The sequence below is a fragment of the Acidimicrobiales bacterium genome (genome assembly GCA_036378675.1).
GTDB lineage: Bacteria > Actinomycetota > Acidimicrobiia > Acidimicrobiales > Palsa-688 > DASUWA01.
In genome coordinates, this window is record DASUWA010000004.1 from 24,888 (window position 1) to 41,341 (window position 16,454).

Sequence of the window (16,454 nt, forward strand, 5' to 3'; positions counted from 1 at the left end):
GCTCAGCGGTCGAGGCTCGTGTCGTCCAGCAGAACGGTCTTGATCTCCCACGGCGGAAGCTCGAAGCGCTCCTCCCAGCGCCCGAGCTCTCGACCGCACAGATCCACGAAGACTCCGCCTCGGCTGGGAATCTCGACCGGGTCGGCTCGGTCGGAGGGGTTGAACACGCGCATCTCTATCCGGTCTCCGTACCTGCGAAGCGACGACACCTTTGCGCCGTGCACCTCGAGGCGCGAGCCGCGAGGCGGCAGTTTTCCGGTCGCGGTGCTCGGCACGACAGGCATCGGTGTCCACAGATCCTCGGCGAGCCGCCAGGGATCCGCGTCTCCGACGACGAGGGCGTACCGCGCGCTGACCGGTCCGAGCATCTGGGCATCCTCGACAGGTATCGGTGGCCCGGCGATGTTCGGCCGCGCGGCGGTTGCCGGTCTCGAAAGGATTCCGGTCGCCCGCAATATGGTCAACGCAAGCGCGGACCCATCGTCGATCAGCTCGTACTCGCGTACTCCTTCATGGAGGATCGTCAGACCGCCGGCCGACACGAACCCGCGGGCGGGGTAAGTGGAGAGAGCCGGCTCACGTGGGCCACCCTCCGCCTTTTTCCTGGTGACAGAAGCGAAAACGCATCCCGCCGTGGTCGTCTCGGTCGGCGTTGGCAAGCGGAACTCCGTGCGCAGCCGGTGGTCACGGCACGGGTTGTCGAACCTCGTTTCGACCCTGACCGCCCTCTCGCCGGCGACGAGGACCAGGTCGGTCGTCACCTCGACCTGACGAAGGGAGCTCGTGCCGAGGCCGGCCGGCCACTCGAAGCTGCGCACGATCCGAAGCCGGCCCCGGACCGGCCCGGATTCGAGGACGTGGACTTCGACGTTGTCGGGGAGGTCGACCTTGGTCTGCGGGCTAGGAGGGGAGTAGTTGTAGGTGTCGCCGGCGTCAGGGCCGTCGACGAGCCGGTCCAGCCCGGTCAGATCGCCAATCGAGAACGTTCCGAGGTGAGGGTCGACTGTCAGGCGGACGAGTCCGTTGTCGAGCCGGTCGTTGTCGGCCCGTACCGGCTCGAACGGTAGCGGCTCGGGCGTCCAGGCCGCCCATCCGAACCCGGGTACGTCCCGGATGAGAGCGACCACCTTCTGGGCCGGCGGCCGGTCTACGCGCACGGTCAGCGGTGCGTCCGGTCGGGCGCCGGCGAGCGCCCACGCCTCGGCGATGGCTGAGGCGGTGGTGGGTTCTGGCCGGCGGGATGGGTCGTAGACGAGCGAGAGCTGCGGAACCCCGTCCTCGACGGCGACGGTCGCCTCGGTGCATTTCCCCGCCTCGCCGAGCCACCCCTGAGCGGTCAAGTCGCCGAGGACCTGCCCGAGATCGGCTCCGGTCGCCCGGCGGGCCTCGGTGCCACCGGGTTCGTGACCGAGGACCTGGGTCCCATCGGGAGGGATCTCGCCGGGAAGGACCAGCTCGACGGCCCCAGTTCGGGGGTGCGCCGAGGGGTTCAGCACGACCGGCCCATTGCTGTCGGTGGCGACGCCTGCGATGTCGGAAGCGTCCTGGATCACGGTCGCGGCGAGGGAGGAAGCGACGTCGTAGCGGTGGAGGACCGCCCGGGTCACCTCGTCGGATGAACAGGCGCAGATCGAGTCGTGGGCCGAGTTACGGATGGTCTCCAGCCACGCCCGGTCGAGGGTCTCCTGCGGCCAGAGGTCGGGGGGCAGCCAAAGCACCGCGAGGGGCTCGGCCAGCCGCTCGAGGGTGATTTCGGCGGCCGCGGCCGCGGCTTTGATGTCCGTCCGGTTGGAGACCGTCCCGGCGAGGATGGGGGCGCGGGCGCCGCTTCGAAGCTCGCCGGACCAGCAGGGCATGCCCTCCGTAGGCGCCTGGTCGAGGTAGTCGGGGAGCGAGGTGAGGGAGAACCGGTAGCGGTCCTGGGCGTGGTTTGCGCCGGCCAAGACCGCGGGAACGAAGGGCTGGATGCTTTGGTGATCGGTGCCGTTCATCAGCAGCAAGGGCGATTCCGGGCCGTCGAGCAGCTCCCCGGACTCTGCCTCGAGCGCTTCTACCCGACGGACGAGGGCCGCCGGGTCGTCCGGCAGGAAGGCCCCGTTGGCGTAGCCGACCGGGAGGTACTCGGCCCGGACCCGGCTTCCGTCGGGGGCCTGCCACCAGAACGCGGTCCGCCTGATCGCGTCCGGGACGCCGCGCCACACGACCGCGTGGCCGATGCCGGCGAGGGTGAGCAGCTGTGGCATCTGCGAGTTGTGGCCGAACATGTCCGGCAGGTAGCCGACGTGTTGGGCCGGGCCGAAGGAGCCCGCTCGCTCCATCCCGAGCTGCAGATTGCGGATGATCGTCTCGCCGGACACGCAGAACTCGTCCATCAGCACGTACCAGGGCCCGATGTTCAGGCGGCGTGCGGTCACGAGCGCTTCGATCCTTTTCCGGGCCCCTGGGCGGATGGCGAGGTAGTCGTCGAGGAGGGCGACCTGGCCGTCGAGAAGGAAGGCGGGCCAGTCGGAGTCGTCCTCCAGGGTGTCGAGGACACCTTCGATGACGCCGGCCAGTCGGAGCTGGAAAGCCTCGAAGGGGACATACCACTCGCGGTCCCAATGAGTGTGTGCGACTACCGGTACGGGGCGTGACACCGCGATGGAGGCTAGGCAGGTTGCCCGAGTCGTGCTACCTTCTCATGGCAACGAGGGTGCAGCATCGATTCACGAGCAGATCCCTCCCGGCTTCGGCCGGAGGCCGTCGGCTCCGTCTCAGGACGAGAGCCGCTCCGGCCAGGAAAGGAGGGATTGCTAGTGGCGACAGGAACCGTTAAGTGGTTCAACTCAGAAAAGGGCTACGGGTTCATCTCGCAGGAAAGCGGGCCGGACGTCTTCGTGCATTTCAGTGCGATCGAGGGCAACGGGTACCGAAACCTCGAGGAGAACGAGAAGGTGGAGTTCGAGGTCAACCAGGGTCCGAAGGGCCTTCAGGCGGCCAACGTACGCCGGCTCGGCTAGCCAGAGCCCATTGATCCCGACGGGCTGCTGGCCCGCCGGTCAAGTCCGTGACGTCCGTGACGTCTCTGACGTCTGGGGTGTCGGTGATGTCTGGGACGTCTGGGATGTCTGCAGCCACCGCGTTCTTTGGCGGTGCCGTGCCGTTTGGTGCGGCGCCGCTTTCCATTTCGCGGGGAGTCCCGGCTGTCTTCTGTTGTCCGCCCGGGCGGGTGGCCGACTTTTCCGTGGCAAATGGCTTTCTCCGTGACAAATGGATTCTCCGGGACAACGCGCACGGTTCGCGTCGCATACGTCCCTCAGAAGCCAGTTGCACCGCAAAAAACTCGCCTAGCGTGCCCCCTCGTCACAGGTCGAGGTTCGCACGCAGCGAGGTCACCGCGGCCGGGATGGTCACCCGGGCCCTCCCTCATGAGCGTCGAGCTGCTCGGGCGTGTCCAAGTCATCGAGGCAAAGGGGGTCGCCGGCGAAGGGCACCCAGGTGTCCTCCGGGACCAGCTGCGGCTTGACCTCGTCGATGAGAGAGAACATCGATCTGCTTCCCCCCGCAAGCAGCCGCGACGCCGCCGCGAGATCCTCCGGCTCGTAGCGGGCGCACAGAGGTTGCGGCACGCCGCGGGAGAGAGGCACGACTGAACAGCCAGGTTGGTGGTTCGCCAACCATCCGAGCATGGCAGCGTTCAGCCGGGGCAGGTCAGTGGCGACCACCAGGACCGGTCCTTTCCAACCGATTCGCACGAGCTCGGTAGCGCCGGCGACGAGCGCGGCGAGCGGCCCTGCTTGTGGCGGCGACTCGGCAACGCGGGACAGGTGGCTGAAGCCCGGACCGACTTCGAGCGCGACCTTGGTCGCGGCTTCGAGAAGTCGCGCCGTCCTCTCGGCGAGCGTGAGTGACATCGGTTCGCCATAACCGCTGCCGGACGATGGCAATCGGAGTGCCGCTTTGTCCGTTCCCATCCGGGCGCTACGACCTCCGGTCAGCAGCAATCCCGCGGTGTCCACGGTGGACATTGTGCCCCGCGGGGACATTGGCGATTCGCCGGCACGCGCGCGCCCAGAGCGTTCGTTCAGTCCGCCCAACGTGTGAACAAATTCCACAACGGATCCTCAACTTCGCACCGGCAGATGCCGACAACACAATCGGTGGTGCCTGACTCGCCCTTAAGAGTGCGGCAATCCGGGCGGGTAGGGAGCGCCTGGCTAGTCGCGGCCGGGATCACTCTTGGTGTCCTGGCAGGCGTCATCACGCCGGGTGCCGCGGCGGCGTACGCCAACCCCTCACATGGCTCCGCCGGGGCCCCGGTCGGACACGGAAACGGCAACCCCCACAATCAGACCTCGTCCGTGCAGACCCAATCGTCTAAATCGTCCATGATCCAGGCTGCCTCGACATCTGCGACTTCTTCGTCGCAACCGCCCGGCCACTCGAAGACATCGGGCGGCGTTCACGCCGCGTCGCTCGAGCCGGATTCGGGTTCGAGCACCATTTCAATTCCCGGCAACTGCCAGTCCCCTCAGTGCCAGGCGGTGGAAGCGACTTTGGCCCAGCTTGCGGGATCGCCGCCAGGCCCATCGGCGCAGACTCCAACTTCGTCGACGACTGTCCCGTCGGCCGGCCGTAACACGATCGTTCCCGGGCGGGTGCTCGCTTCGAGTCGGCCCAGACCCGCCGTCCGGGGCGCAAATCCCACAACCAACAAACCCTCCCTGGCACCACCTGCGCCGACTAACACCGGCCCGTCCGTGCTCGACGAACCGATGCAACTCGCAACGGGCGGCTGGCAGGGGATTTCGCTTCAGGCCGCTACCAGCCTCCGCATACCGATTCTCTTCGGAGCGGCTGTCTTGCTGTTCGTCTTGCTTCAGGCTCTTGTGGATCGACGCGATCCAAAGATGACCCGCGCCCCTGAGCGCGGCGAAGACGACAGCATGGGATTCTCTTGACGGTGGCCGCCCCCTTTCCGGCGGCTATCCGGGAGGGGGCGCACGAACTAACCAGCCTCGAAGAGCGTTTGGGCCTCCTCCTCATGGTCCGGATCGGGACCGTGGGATTCGTCGTTCTCACCGCGCTCTTCGCGTCGGCGCAGGTCGGCTTCGGGATCACGGACATCGGGCCGATATCCGCCACCTACCTCACGATCGTCGCGAGCGCGGAGTGGTACCGGCGAAAAGGGCGGCGTGGTCGCATGACCCTGCACCGCTTGCTCCTGCCGCTCGACGCGGTGTACCTCGCACTGGTGAGCGCGCCCTCCGGTGGTCCCCGGAGCCAGCTGGTCGTCCTGTTCGCGGTGCAGCTGATCGCCGTCACACTGCTGGTGAGCGAACGGGCCGGCCTGCGGATGGCGCTTTGGGACTCGTTCCTGTTCATACTCATCCCGACTCTGTCGTTGTCGGCGAGGATCGGCTCCTTCCTGGGCGTCCGCGCGGTGGCGGCCCCACGGGCCTCGGAGACAGCGCTCGCCATAATGGGCTTCTGGGCCGTCGCACTGTGCACCGCGTTCTTCTCGTCGGTCAGCGAGCGCGAACTGCGCCGCAGCAAGGCTGAGCTTTCGGAGCTTGCCGGGATGGCCGCGGCGATGGAGCTTCTCCACGCGGAGGAGGAGATCTTCTCGATACTGCTCTTGACGGTTACGAGGGCCTTCGGATTTCGAAGGGCGGCGCTGTGGTGGGTGCGCGGCAACCGACCGAGAGGACTGGTCCTTTCCCCGGGAGGCGACAAGACGGAGTCGTTCTCGGTTCCCGAAACTGCGCGGCACGACAAGGTCGTGAGGTTGGTCTGGGATTCGAGGAGCCCGATTCTCGTCAAGCACCTCAGCCTCGATGACGACCCGGCCGCTGCTGGCATGCTGCCCCATTCCCGCAACGTCGTAGTCCTCCCGATCCAACTCGAAGGCGGCGACCTGGGCGTGGTGCTTTTGGAGCACGGAGGCCATCCTTTTACCTCGAGGTTGCCCAAGCGGGTGCTGCTGATGCTCAGCCAATTCGTCGGCCACGCAGCCCTCTCCGTGCGCAACGCCCGGTTGCTAGACGAGCGCGAGCGGCTCGCCACCATCGACGGGCTCACCGGGGTCTCGAACCGAAGACAGTTCGATCACGTGCTGTCGAGAGAGGTGAGCCGTGCGGAGCGGTCGTCCGAACCGCTCGCGCTCGTCATCTTCGACCTCGACCACTTCAAGATCGTCAACGACACCCAGGGCCACCTCGCCGGCGACGAGGTGCTGAAGGCGTTTGCGGGCATTCTGAGCCATGCGGTGCGCGAGATGGACGTCGTAGCGCGCTACGGAGGCGAGGAGTTCGCTTTGGTCCTCCCCCGATGCGACCAGAACGGGGCCGTTCTGGTCGTCGAACGGGTGACCCGGGGACTTCGCCTTTCGGAAGCCCTTCAAGGTGTGACGGTCAGCGCCGGCGTGGCGTCCCTGCCCGCCAACGCCGCGGACGGGCGTGAGCTGATCGAGGCCGCCGACGAGGCGCTCTTCGAGTCCAAGCGTGCGGGACGCGACCGGTGGACGGTTTCGGCCCGGCACCCCAACGGGGACCGGCTGAGCAACCACCCCTCGTAGGAGAACGAAGGTCCGGCAGGCCCCGGAGCACTCGAATCGCTGCGGGCCCCCGGTCGTCGCGTGGCAGGCTGAGTCGGTGCCGTCACTGTTCGAAGACCTGCGCTGGCGAGGCCTGGTCCACCAGATCACCGACAACGAGATCCTCCCGGCTCGGCTCGACGCCGGCGGCATGGTTCTGTACATCGGCTTCGACCCGACCGCCGACAGCCTCCACGTCGGCAGCCTGCAGCAGCTCGTGATGCTGAAACGGTTCGAGCTGGCCGGACATCGTCCGATCGCTCTCGTCGGGGGCGGAACCGGAATGATCGGCGACCCGAGCGGCAAGACGGAGGAGCGGGGCCTCCTCGACGACGATCAGCTGAGAGCGAACCGGGACGCGGTCTCGGCTCAGATCGCCGGTTTTCTCGGCGTCAGCGGCACGTCCGACGGTCCCATCCTGGTCGACAACGCCGAATGGCTAGCCGAGGCCAGGCTCCTGGAGTTCCTCCGCGACGTCGGGAAGGTCTTCTCGGTCAACGAAATGGTGCGCAAGGAGTCGGTGCGGGCACGGCTGGAGGGACGCGAGCAGGGTCTGTCTTTTACCGAGTTCAGCTACATGCTTCTGCAGTCGTGGGACTTCTTGCAGCTGTTCGAGCGATACGGGTGCGAGCTCCAGCTGGGGGGGAGTGACCAGTGGGGCAACATCATCGAAGGCGTTGACCTGATCCGGCGGCTCAGGGGAGCGGCCGCCTACGGGCTCACGTCACCCCTCGTCACGAAGTCCGACGGAACCAAGTTCGGCAAGACGGAGTCCGGCAACGTCTGGCTCGACCCGAAGAAGACGTCGCCTTACGAGTTCTTCCAGTTCTGGGTCAGAACGACCGACGGGGACGTGCCGGACTACCTGCGGCGGCTCACCTTCCTTAGCAGAGAAAGGATCGAGGAGCTCGAACAGGAGCTGAAGGAACACCCCGAGCGAAGGGAAGCCCAGCGGGCCCTCTCGTTGGAGCTCACCGCGATGGTGCACGGCGCAACCGAAGCGCAAAAGGCCGAGGAGGCGGCCGCCGTGCTGTTCACCGAGGGGATCACCCGTCTCGATCCCGAAACCCTCGAGGCCGCCCTCGCCGACGCCCCGACCACTCCGATCCGCCGTACAGCGATCGAGCAGGGGCTGCCGATCGTCGAGGTTCTGGTCGAGACGGGACTGGCTTCGTCGAAAGGCAACGCCAGGCAACTCCTGAAGCAAGGCTCCATATACGTGAACGGCATGCGGGTGGGCGAGGAACGGTCGCTCGGCACCGATGACGTCATCCATGGGCGGTGGATCGCACTACGCAGAGGAAAATCCCACCAGCACATCCTCCTGTTGGAGGACTGAACCCAGCCCGTGAACCAAGTCAGTGAAACTCAGCCGTGAAACTCAGCCGTGAAACTCAGCCGTTGAGCGCCTCTCGGATGCTGGCGGCAAACTCCTCAGCCTCATCGTCGCTGTCGTAGTGGGTCCTGGGCCACAAGAAACCGCGGAGACCGTCCTTGCGCCGGCGCGGGATCACGTGCAGATGGACGTGGGGCACGCTCTGGCTGATCACGTCGTTCAGTAGGAAAAGCGTCCCGTCACAGCCCAAAGCCTTGCGCTGGGCGCCGGCGACCCTCCTCCCGGCCTCGGTCAGGCCGCACATCAAGTCGGGAGTGAGCTCAGACACCGTCTCTACGTGCGTTCGTGGCAGGACCAGGGTGTGACCCTTGAAGACCGGCCGCACGTCCAGGAACCCCACCACCTCCGAGTCGTCGAACACCCAGTGCCCGGAGTCCTCGCCGGCGATGATCCTGTCGAACACGCATCCCGGGTTGGTGACCACAACCTCTCAGGGTCGCGCGACGATGGGAGGCTGTGTCGGACCAATCGGATCTATCGCTGACAACCGGACCACCAGAGACGATCCTCCCGTCCCCTCCGCCGGATGCGCTGGCCGGCCTCCAAGATGCGCTCAAGGCGCCGGAGGGATCCCGCCGCGACGCGGTCGCAGCGGTCGTTGCCCGCCATCCGACCTTCCTGGATGGTTGGGCGGCGCTTGCATCCCTGGCCCGCGACGACGTCGAGGCTTACGCGTACGCGAGGGTCGGCTACCACCGGGGCCTGGACGCCCTGCGGGCGGCCGGCTGGCGCGGGTCCGGCTACGTGCGGTGGGGGCACGAGAGCAACCGCGGCTTTCTTCGATCGTTGGATGCCTTGCGGGCTGCAGCTTCGGGGATCGGTGAGAACTCAGAAGCCGACCGGTGCGCCACTTTCCTCCGTCAGCTCGATCCGGCGTGGGGATCCTCCTCAGGTCCCGGCCGGTAGTCTCTGCTGGTGGCCGACCACGAGTTGGTAGGTCCATTTCCTGCGGGTGTGGACCCCGACGCTTACGACCGGGCCCGCCGGCGGATCCTGTGGGCGATGCCTAGCGGCCTTTACGTGCTTGGAAGCGCCGCCGATGGACGGCGCAACCTGATGACGCTCAACTGGGCGTCGCAGGTCGCCACGAATCCCAAGCTGGTCTCGGTCAGCGTCGAGGTCGGGGCGGTGACCCACCAGCTGGTTCGCGACGGCGGGGGCTTCGCGCTGAACATCCTCTCCCGGGAGGATCGGGCGATCGTCCGCAAGTTCGTCAAGCCTCTTGAAGACAGTGGTGACACGGGAAGCTTGGGCGGTTTCGACGTCAAAGAGGCGGCGACGGGCTCACCGATCCTTGCGGTTGCTCTTGCCTGGCTCGACTGCGAGGTGCGGCATGAGGTGCCCTGCGGGAGCCACACCGTTTTTATCGGCGAGGCGGTTGCCTGCGGCGGGGAGCCGGATGACGATGCCGAGGTCCTTCGGATGGAGGACACTCGGATGAGCTACGGCGGCTGACCCGCCGGTCGAGGAGCGCCTTCCATTTACGACCTGATCACTACCGAGGGTGACCTTGAAGCGCTCGTCAAGCGCCTGTCCTCGGCGCGGCGGTACGCGCTCGACACCGAGTTCCACCGCGAGCGGACCTACTGGCCTCAGCTCGCCCTGGTCCAGATCGCGTGGGACGGGGACGGGTCCGGCCTGGCCGGCGTGGCGGTAATCGACCCGATGGCCGTCGACGTGCGCCCGCTCGCAGGGGTTCTGGCCGGGCCCGGCCTGATGGTCGCCCACGCAGCCGAGCAGGACCTCGAAGTGCTTGAGAGGTCGTGTGGCCGGGGACCCTCTCGCCTGTTCGACACCCAGGTCGCAGGTGGGTTCGCAGGGTACGGCTCTGCGAGCCTCTCGACTTTGTCCCAGGCCTTCCTCGGAAGAGAGGTTCCCAAGGGCGACCGGCTGACCGACTGGCGCCGTAGGCCGCTCACCGAATCGCAGCTTGCATACGCGGCCGCGGACGTCGAGCACCTCATCGCGCTGGCCGATTCCATCATCGTGGAGCTCGAACGGCGGGGGCGGCTGGGGTGGGCGGAAGAGGAGTGCGAGATGCTCCGTACCCGTCCCCACGGAGGGGGCGACCCGGTTCGTGCGTGGTGGAAGCTTCGCGACTCGCGATCCCTCAAAGGCGGCGCCCGAGGCGTCGCCCAGGAGGTCTCCGCGTGGCGGGAACGGCAGGCCCAGAAGGTCGACCTGCCGGTCCGCTCGGTCCTGCCCGATCTGGCGGTCCTGTCGATCGCCCATCGCCCACCTGCTTCGGCGAAGGCGCTGTCGGAGGTGCGCGGGCTCGAAGGGCGCCGGCTTCGAGGCGAGGTGGCTGACGAGGTGCTCGAAGCGGTCGAGAGAGGCCGGCGTCTCCCGGCGGAGCAGCTGGTCCTGCCTCCTGCAGACGAGGTCCCGCGCGAGATGCGAGCCGCCGTGGCTCTTCTCATGGCATGGATCGTGCAGGTTGCCCGGGACGAACGGGTCGACACGACGTTGCTGGCCACCCGTTCGGACGTGGCCGCACTCGTCAGGGGCGACCCGTCCGGGCGCCTTGCGAAAGGCTGGAGAGCGGAGATGATCGCCGGTCCGGCGAAGGCGTTGATCGAGGGCCGGGCATCGCTCGCTTTCGACGGGACCGACCGGCTGGTTCTCGAGACCCGCTCCAGCCGACCCCTGAAGAGCTAACCCGGTCCGAGTACGGCCGCCCCGTCGGGCCCCAGACGCAAGAACGAACTGCCTCCGGCGCCGTCCAGTTCCGTCGCGCCCGCGCTGACCTGGACCGACCACCCTCCTTCAGGAAGCTGAACGGACACTGCCGCGTCGGCGAAGTTCACCGCGACAACTCGCAGGTCGTTCTGATGCTCCCGCACGAAGACGAGCACTCCCTCCGGGGACTCCAGCCACCTAAACGACCCAGACTGCAGCGCCGGCGAAGCCTTCCGCACCGAGAGGATCCGTCGATAGAGCCAAAGCATCGATCCATCGTCGATCTGCTCCCGGGCGACGTTCTTCTCTCCGTCAGCACCGGGAGGCCAGGGCAGCCAAGCGTCCGGCCCGCCGGCCCATCCGTGAGCCGGGGAGTCGTCCCAGGGGATCGGAGCCCGGCAGCCGTCGCGCCCGCCGGGGTCGACCTGCCGCTCCGGCGGTATGACTGCGTCTTCGAGGCCGAGCTCTTCCCCCGCGTAGAGGAAAGGGGTCCCTCTCAAGGTCAGCAGGAGGACGGCCGCCGCCCGTGCTCTCGCCTCGGTGCCGTAACGGGTTCGGTGGCGCGGGTTGTCGTGGTTGGACAGGACCCACGTGGGCCACCAGCCTCCCGGGGCGAGCATCGCTTCGACGTGGTCGATCTGCCGGCGCCATGCCGACGCCTTCCAGGGCGCGCGGAGCGGGTGGAAGTTGAACGCCAGGTGGAGCTCGGGCTCTTCTCGCGTCCCGTAGTAAGCGGCGGAGTCCTCAGGAGACGGCAGGACGATCTCCCCGACGATCATGCGAGGAGGCTCCGGCCATCCGTCCACGAGGATGCGCATCTCGCGGATCATGGGGTGGACGGACGGGTCGTTTATGAGTGCCGCCATCGGGATCGGAGCGAGATCGTCCGGTAGATCGGGCAGCGCGGGGTCCTTGCCGATCCCGTGGACGACGTCCATCCGAAAGCCGTCCACGCCCCGGTCCAGCCAGAACCTCAGCACGTCGTGCATCGCCGCCCGCACATCGGGATTGGTCCAGTTCAGGTCGGGCTGCTGGGGAAGGAACAGGTGCAGGTAGAACTGACCGGTCTGCTCGTCCCACGTCCAAGCCGGCGGGAAGTCGGTTCCGCCGATGCCCAAGAACGCCGCTCTCCAATTGTTGGGCCAATTGTTGTGCCAATTGTTGTGCGGGCCGCCGGGTGAGCCGGCCGGTCCGGAGCCGCCGGCGCTGTCGGGGCGTCCGTCGCGCCACCAGTACCAGTCACGACGCGGGTTGTCCTTGGACGAACGTGACTCGGCGAACCAAGGGTGTTGATCGCTGGTGTGGTTCGGGACGAAGTCGACGATGACCTTGAGCCCCAGCCGGTGGGCGTCGGCCACCAGGGCGTCGAAATCGGCGAGTGAACCGAAGAGCGGGTCGACGTCGCAGTAGTCCGACACGTCGTAGCCGAAGTCGGCCATGGGCGACCGGTAGAACGGGGAGATCCACAGCGCGTCCACGCCCAGCCAGCAAAGGTGGCCGAGGCGGCTGCGGATCCCCTCGAGATCTCCGACCCCGTCGCCCGACGAGTCCGAAAACGACCTCGGATATATCTGGTAGACCACCGACCGCTCCCACCAGGGAGCCGTCACTCCCCGGTTCCCGCCCGCAGGTCGACGGTCAGTGTCAGCACGCCGTCCTCGATCCGGCCGGTGGCGTCGCCGATGATGGCGTAGTCCTGGAAGTCGATCCTCGCCTGGTCCACGAAACGCTTCCGCTCCGGCCCCTCGACCGGCGGTATCTGCCGCTGGCGGACCGCCTTCGCACGGGCCTTGAAGCGCTCGATCATGGCCTCCACGTCCAGCTCGTCAGGCATGGTCCTACCTTAAGCAGCGTCGCGCCATGAGAGGCCGAGAAAGACGCCGTACCCGGCGTCTTTCTTAGGCGGGCAATTCTGCGACGCTGCTAACTACCACCTAGAACTGGGAAATTCGCCGACGCGCCTACGAACCCGATACCCGCGAGGCGGCGATACAATAGGCGTCCAGCCCTGAAATGGGATTTGTCTCGATCTACGGGGAGCTCCACGTGAAAAAGGGACGGCATCGGCGCTTCGAGGAAGCGCGGGCACTAAAGCGCTTAACCGAGGAACACGTAGAGCCTTGCGCTGAATGCGGTGCCATGCCCGAAGCGGACCACGCGTCCTGGTGTCTGGCCATGGAGGACGAAGAAGAGGAGTACCCCGAGTACTCCGACACGGAGCCGCGCCGGGCGTAACTCGGCTCAGGCGCGGTTCTTGCGCCTCACAGCCGGATGGGGCAGCGGGGTCCAGGATTCGGACGGTCGCTCGCGCAGGTAGGCGGCGAGCTTGGCGTACACCTTCTTCCCGACCATCTCGGTCAGTTCGTCGCGCATGCTCTCGAACACGGGCTTCTTCGACCCGAACGCCTCGGGGGCTTCGGTGCACCACCAGTGGAACTCGGCGCCGCCCTCTCCCCAGTGCCGCCGTTCCCACTCGCCGACCATCGAAACGACCCGTCCCGACGCGTCGGTGACGTCCTCCCTCCGCAAAGGAAGCTGCCAGCACACGTCGGGCTTCATGTCGAGAGGACGCACGCCGCGCTTCATTGCGACCTGGTGCAACGCGCAGCCAGGTCCGGTCGGGAAGCCCGGCCGGTTCAGGAAAATGCAAGCGTCGTCGACGATGCGGGTGACCTTGGTGCCGTCGTCCTGCTTCTCGATCACGCCCCGGCGCCGCCCGATCTTGGCGAACTGCCATTCGTCGTCGGTGAGGGTTTTGGCGGCCGCCTTCACCCTGGCCACGTCAGCCGAGTCGGTGAAGTGCGCGCCGTACGAGCAGCACCCCTGAACCAGCTCCGGCGCGGGCCCGGTCAGAACCCCCTGGCAACCCCGGCCGAAGATGCACTCCCACCCCGAAAGTAGGAACGTCACGTCGAAGATCCAGGTTCGCTCCTCGTCGGGATCCTCGAAGCTCACCCACTCGTGGCTGCTGGCGGGAACCTTCGCCACTACGCCGCCCCCAGCTCGAGCAGAAGTTCGCCCGCAGCAAGCAGGCCTTTCCAGAACTGATCCATGACCATCCGTTCGTTCGGAGCGTGTATGCGGTCGCCTGGTAGTCCTACTCCGAGAAAAAGGACGGGCGCCGCGAGTACCCGGCCGAGTGCTTCCTCAGGGCCGCTTCCACCTTCACGGGTGAACAGCGGCGGATTGCCCCAGACCTTCTCAATGGCGCTTACGAGGGCGCGCATGGAGGGATGATCGACCGGAGTCAGTGCCGGAGCCACGCCTCCCTCCGGGGTCACCTCGAGCGACACCGCATCAGGCACCCTATCGCCGAGCCACGCGCGGAACGACGCTTCGACCTCGTCGGGTCGCTGGTCCGGCACGAGCCGGAACGCGACCTTGAAGCCCGCGGTGGCGGGCACGATCGTCTTGATTCCCGGTCCTCCGTAACCGGAGTGGATGCCGACGAGCTCGGCCGTCGGGCGCACACCGACCCGCTCGAGAGAGCTGAAGCCCTTCTCGCCCTCGAGGTACGGGACGCCACCAGCCGCCGCACGGAACTCTGCTTCGTCGAACGGCTGGGCATCGAGCGACGCCTGCTCTTCCGGTGACAAAGACCGAACCCTGTCGTAGAACCCCGGCAGCGTCACCCGGCCGGCACCGTCCACCAGGCCTGCCGCGATTCGCGCTGCGATCCGCGCGGCGTTCGGCACCGCTCCTCCCCACATGCCGCTGTGGAGGTCGATGGTCGCGGTGCGGATCGCGACGTCGAAGGCCACCAAGCCGCGCATGCCAACGGTCGACGAGGGAGTCTCCTGAGAGATCATCCCCGTGTCCGACACCACGATGACGTCACAGCTGAGCAGCTCCGACTGATCCTTGAGCAGCGCCTCGAAGTGGGCGCTGCCTACTTCCTCTTCTCCTTCGATCAGCAACTTCAAATTTACGGGCAGCCTCCCGTCGCGGCGAAGCAGCCCTCGTGCAGCCTCGATCTCGTAGAGCACCTGGCCCTTGTCGTCGATCGCCCCTCGGGCGCGGCACTCGCCGTCGACGATCACCGGGTCGAACGGTGGCGACTTCCATTCGTCGAGAGGATCGGTGGGCTGCACGTCGTGATGCCCGTAGACGAGGACCGTCGGCGCGTCCGGGCCGGCGTGCAGCCAGTCTGCATAAACGGCAGGCAGCCCGGGCGTTTCGAGAAGATTGACGTTCTGGAGGCCTGCGTCGCGCAGCAGGCCGGCGCAGAACTCGGCCGACTTGCGGACGTCACCGGCGTGATCCGGATCGGCCGAGATGGAAGGGATTCTCAGCCATTCGAACAGGGTGTCGATGATCCGCTGTTCTTCCGCGTCGCGATAGCCCGCCAGCGCCAACTTGGCCATTCCCTGCACGGTAGTTGACCCTGGGCGTCGAATAACCTCAGCGCCCGTGTTGACCACACACAGGCGGGTGATGGCGGCTTCGGCCGCCGCTGGGTTGCTCGTCACCGCCTGCTCGAGCGGGCAGTCGCGGGGAGCCCTTCGCCACGTCTCTTCGACAAGCAGTTCCGTCGCGTCAACTACGAGGGTTCCCGCGTCGACGATTCAGTGGCACGCCTGCTCGGGATCCGAGGGGCCTGCTCATTTTCAGTGCGCCACCATCTCGGTCCCACGCAATCCGGCAGATCCGTCATCCGGCACCATCCTGATGGCCATAGACAGGCGGCCGGCGAACGGCACGAAGTTGGGTTCGCTCATCGTCAATCCCGGAGGTCCCGGCGCGTCGGGGGTTGATTCGCTTCCCGAGTTGGTCGGTCCGATGCCGAACGACGTGCTCGCCAACTTCGACGTTGTGTCGTTCGACCCGCCCGGGGTGCAACGCACCGCTCCGATCGTCTGCCTGGACAGCGCTGGTCTTCAGAACTACTACCACGTCGACCCTGAACCAGTCACCCAGGCCGGCTTCGACGCGCTCGTTCAGGCCGATAGGACCTTTGACACGGGCTGCCAATCCAGAAGCGGTGCGGAACTTCCCTATGTCAGCACGGCGGACGCCGCCATGGACATGGACGTCCTTCGCCGGGATCTCGGCGACAACAAGATCACCTACCTCGGCTTCTCTTACGGGACGCTACTTGGGGCGGTCTACGCCAACCTGTTCCCTCACAACGTTCGAGCGATGGTCCTCGACGGCGCCTTGGACCCGTCTGTCGGCGTGATCCCTGCATTGGACCAGCAATCGGCCAGTCTCGATGGGCAGCTGAGACAGTTCTTCGCGTCCTGCGAACAATCGTCCTGTGCTTGGAAACCGTCGGGTGATCCCATGGCTGCCTACCAGGCTCTGTTGTCGAAGGTCCGCAGCACGCCGTTGAAAGTGACCGGGACCACGAGGACGGTGGGACCGGCGGAGTTCGTCTACGGGACGGCGGTGACCCTGTACTCGACCGCCACGTGGCAGGAGCTGGCGGTGGCGCTCCAGGCGGCCAGCGCGGGCGACGGCGGCCTATTTCTTCGGTTCTTCGATGCCTACACCGGACGCCAGGCGGACGGCAGCTACAACAACCTGTTCGAGGCCAACCCGGCGATCAACTGCGCGGACGCGCCGGCGCCGACCATCTCCCAGCTCCAGGCGGACGTCCCCGCCGCCCAGGCCGCTGCACCCGTCTTCGGGGTGCAGAACCTCTACAGCGAGCTCGGCTGCTCGGTCTGGCCGATCCCTGCGAGCGGCAAGCCGGGCCCCATCCACGCAGCGGGGGCCCCTCCGATCGTCGTGGTCGGAAGTACCGGCGACCCGATCACTCCCTACCAGTGGGCTCAGTCGCTCGCGTCTCAGCTGCAGAGCGGG

General features: G+C 66.9%; 16 protein-coding genes. 9 read left to right on the plus strand and 7 right to left on the minus strand.

All coding sequences use genetic code 11. The annotated features are described in order from the left end of the window. Window positions 1-2 precede the first annotated feature (2 nt). Window positions 3-2,636, minus strand: coding sequence for a glycoside hydrolase family 38 C-terminal domain-containing protein (locus VFZ97_01130; GenBank protein HEX6392010.1), 2,634 nt, complete (start codon window positions 2,634-2,636; stop codon window positions 3-5). 159 nt (window positions 2,637-2,795) lie between these two features. On the opposite strand from VFZ97_01130, the gene VFZ97_01135 reads away from it, so the two are divergent. Beyond that, entirely contained in the window at window positions 2,796-2,999 is a 204-nt protein-coding gene (locus VFZ97_01135) for a cold-shock protein (GenBank protein ID HEX6392011.1), read from the plus strand. A 390-nt stretch (window positions 3,000-3,389) separates the two neighbouring features. On the opposite strand, the gene VFZ97_01140 is transcribed toward VFZ97_01135, so the two are convergent. Further along, window positions 3,390-3,998 (minus strand): molybdenum cofactor guanylyltransferase, encoded by a 609-nt coding sequence (locus tag VFZ97_01140; protein ID HEX6392012.1) that lies wholly within the window; start codon window positions 3,996-3,998, stop codon window positions 3,390-3,392. A gap of 144 nt (window positions 3,999-4,142) precedes the next feature. Between VFZ97_01140 and VFZ97_01145 the strand changes: the two genes are divergently transcribed. The 3 genes from VFZ97_01145 to tyrS all read left to right on the plus strand — a co-directional run bounded on the left by VFZ97_01145 (window position 4,143) and on the right by tyrS (window position 7,913). Beyond that, window positions 4,143-4,940, plus strand: coding sequence for a hypothetical protein (locus VFZ97_01145; GenBank protein HEX6392013.1), 798 nt, complete (start codon window positions 4,143-4,145; stop codon window positions 4,938-4,940). A gap of 2 nt (window positions 4,941-4,942) precedes the next feature. Beyond that, a complete protein-coding gene (locus tag VFZ97_01150; protein HEX6392014.1) occupies window positions 4,943-6,556 on the plus strand; it encodes a sensor domain-containing diguanylate cyclase in 1,614 nt (537 codons plus the stop codon). 76 nt (window positions 6,557-6,632) lie between these two features. Next, window positions 6,633-7,913 (plus strand): tyrosine--tRNA ligase, encoded by a 1,281-nt coding sequence (tyrS, locus tag VFZ97_01155; protein HEX6392015.1) that lies wholly within the window; start codon window positions 6,633-6,635, stop codon window positions 7,911-7,913. A 55-nt stretch (window positions 7,914-7,968) separates the two neighbouring features. On the opposite strand, the gene VFZ97_01160 is transcribed toward tyrS, so the two are convergent. Beyond that, window positions 7,969-8,394 carry an HIT family protein gene (locus tag VFZ97_01160; GenBank protein HEX6392016.1) on the minus strand — a complete coding sequence of 142 codons (426 nt, stop codon included), beginning with the start codon at window positions 8,392-8,394 and terminating at the stop codon, window positions 7,969-7,971. A gap of 32 nt (window positions 8,395-8,426) precedes the next feature. Here VFZ97_01160 and VFZ97_01165 point away from each other — a divergent pair, with 32 nt between their 5' ends. From VFZ97_01165 to VFZ97_01175, 3 genes are read left to right on the plus strand one after another with little or no spacing between them, the layout of a single operon-like run. Beyond that, window positions 8,427-8,876 carry a DUF3151 domain-containing protein gene (locus tag VFZ97_01165; protein HEX6392017.1) on the plus strand — a complete coding sequence of 150 codons (450 nt, stop codon included), beginning with the start codon at window positions 8,427-8,429 and terminating at the stop codon, window positions 8,874-8,876. Window positions 8,877-8,885: 9 nt separating this feature from the next. Further along, window positions 8,886-9,425 carry a flavin reductase family protein gene (locus tag VFZ97_01170; protein ID HEX6392018.1) on the plus strand — a complete coding sequence of 180 codons (540 nt, stop codon included), beginning with the start codon at window positions 8,886-8,888 and terminating at the stop codon, window positions 9,423-9,425. 36 nt (window positions 9,426-9,461) lie between these two features. Beyond that, window positions 9,462-10,628 (plus strand): HRDC domain-containing protein, encoded by a 1,167-nt coding sequence (locus VFZ97_01175; GenBank protein HEX6392019.1) that lies wholly within the window; start codon window positions 9,462-9,464, stop codon window positions 10,626-10,628. Here VFZ97_01175 and VFZ97_01180 read toward each other — a convergent pair. Both VFZ97_01180 and VFZ97_01185 read right to left on the minus strand, forming a co-directional pair. Next, on the minus strand, window positions 10,625-12,259 hold the full coding sequence (locus VFZ97_01180; protein HEX6392020.1) for an alpha-amylase family glycosyl hydrolase: 1,635 nt from the start codon (window positions 12,257-12,259) through the stop codon (window positions 10,625-10,627). The two genes, VFZ97_01175 and VFZ97_01180, sit on opposite strands and share 4 nt — an antisense overlap. Then, entirely contained in the window at window positions 12,256-12,483 is a 228-nt protein-coding gene (locus VFZ97_01185; protein ID HEX6392021.1) for a hypothetical protein, read from the minus strand. The genes VFZ97_01180 and VFZ97_01185 overlap by 4 nt, the downstream gene beginning before the upstream one ends. A 179-nt stretch (window positions 12,484-12,662) precedes the next feature. Between VFZ97_01185 and VFZ97_01190 the strand changes: the two genes are divergently transcribed. After that, window positions 12,663-12,884: a hypothetical protein gene (locus VFZ97_01190; protein HEX6392022.1), complete on the plus strand. Its 222-nt coding sequence runs from the start codon at window positions 12,663-12,665 to the stop codon at window positions 12,882-12,884. A 6-nt stretch (window positions 12,885-12,890) separates the two neighbouring features. On the opposite strand, the gene VFZ97_01195 is transcribed toward VFZ97_01190, so the two are convergent. Beyond that, window positions 12,891-13,637, minus strand: a complete 747-nt coding sequence (locus VFZ97_01195) for a hypothetical protein (protein ID HEX6392023.1) — start codon at window positions 13,635-13,637, stop codon at window positions 12,891-12,893. Further along, window positions 13,637-15,013 (minus strand): dipeptidase, encoded by a 1,377-nt coding sequence (locus tag VFZ97_01200; GenBank protein HEX6392024.1) that lies wholly within the window; start codon window positions 15,011-15,013, stop codon window positions 13,637-13,639. Before VFZ97_01200 ends, VFZ97_01195 begins: the two co-directional genes overlap by 1 nt. Before the next feature lie 46 nt (window positions 15,014-15,059). Here VFZ97_01200 and VFZ97_01205 point away from each other — a divergent pair. Beyond that, window positions 15,060-16,454: alpha/beta fold hydrolase (locus tag VFZ97_01205; GenBank protein HEX6392025.1), on the plus strand; the 1,395-nt coding region annotated here is incomplete at its 3' end.

Coding starts and splice junctions, on each gene's coding strand:
- VFZ97_01185 (HEX6392021.1), bottom strand. CDS start 12,483: ATGCCTGACGAGCTGGACGTGGAGGCCATGATCGAGCGCTTCAAGGCC.
- VFZ97_01190 (HEX6392022.1), top strand. CDS start 12,663: ATGGGATTTGTCTCGATCTACGGGGAGCTCCACGTGAAAAAGGGACGG.
- VFZ97_01200 (HEX6392024.1), bottom strand. CDS start 15,013: ATGGCCAAGTTGGCGCTGGCGGGCTATCGCGACGCGGAAGAACAGCGG.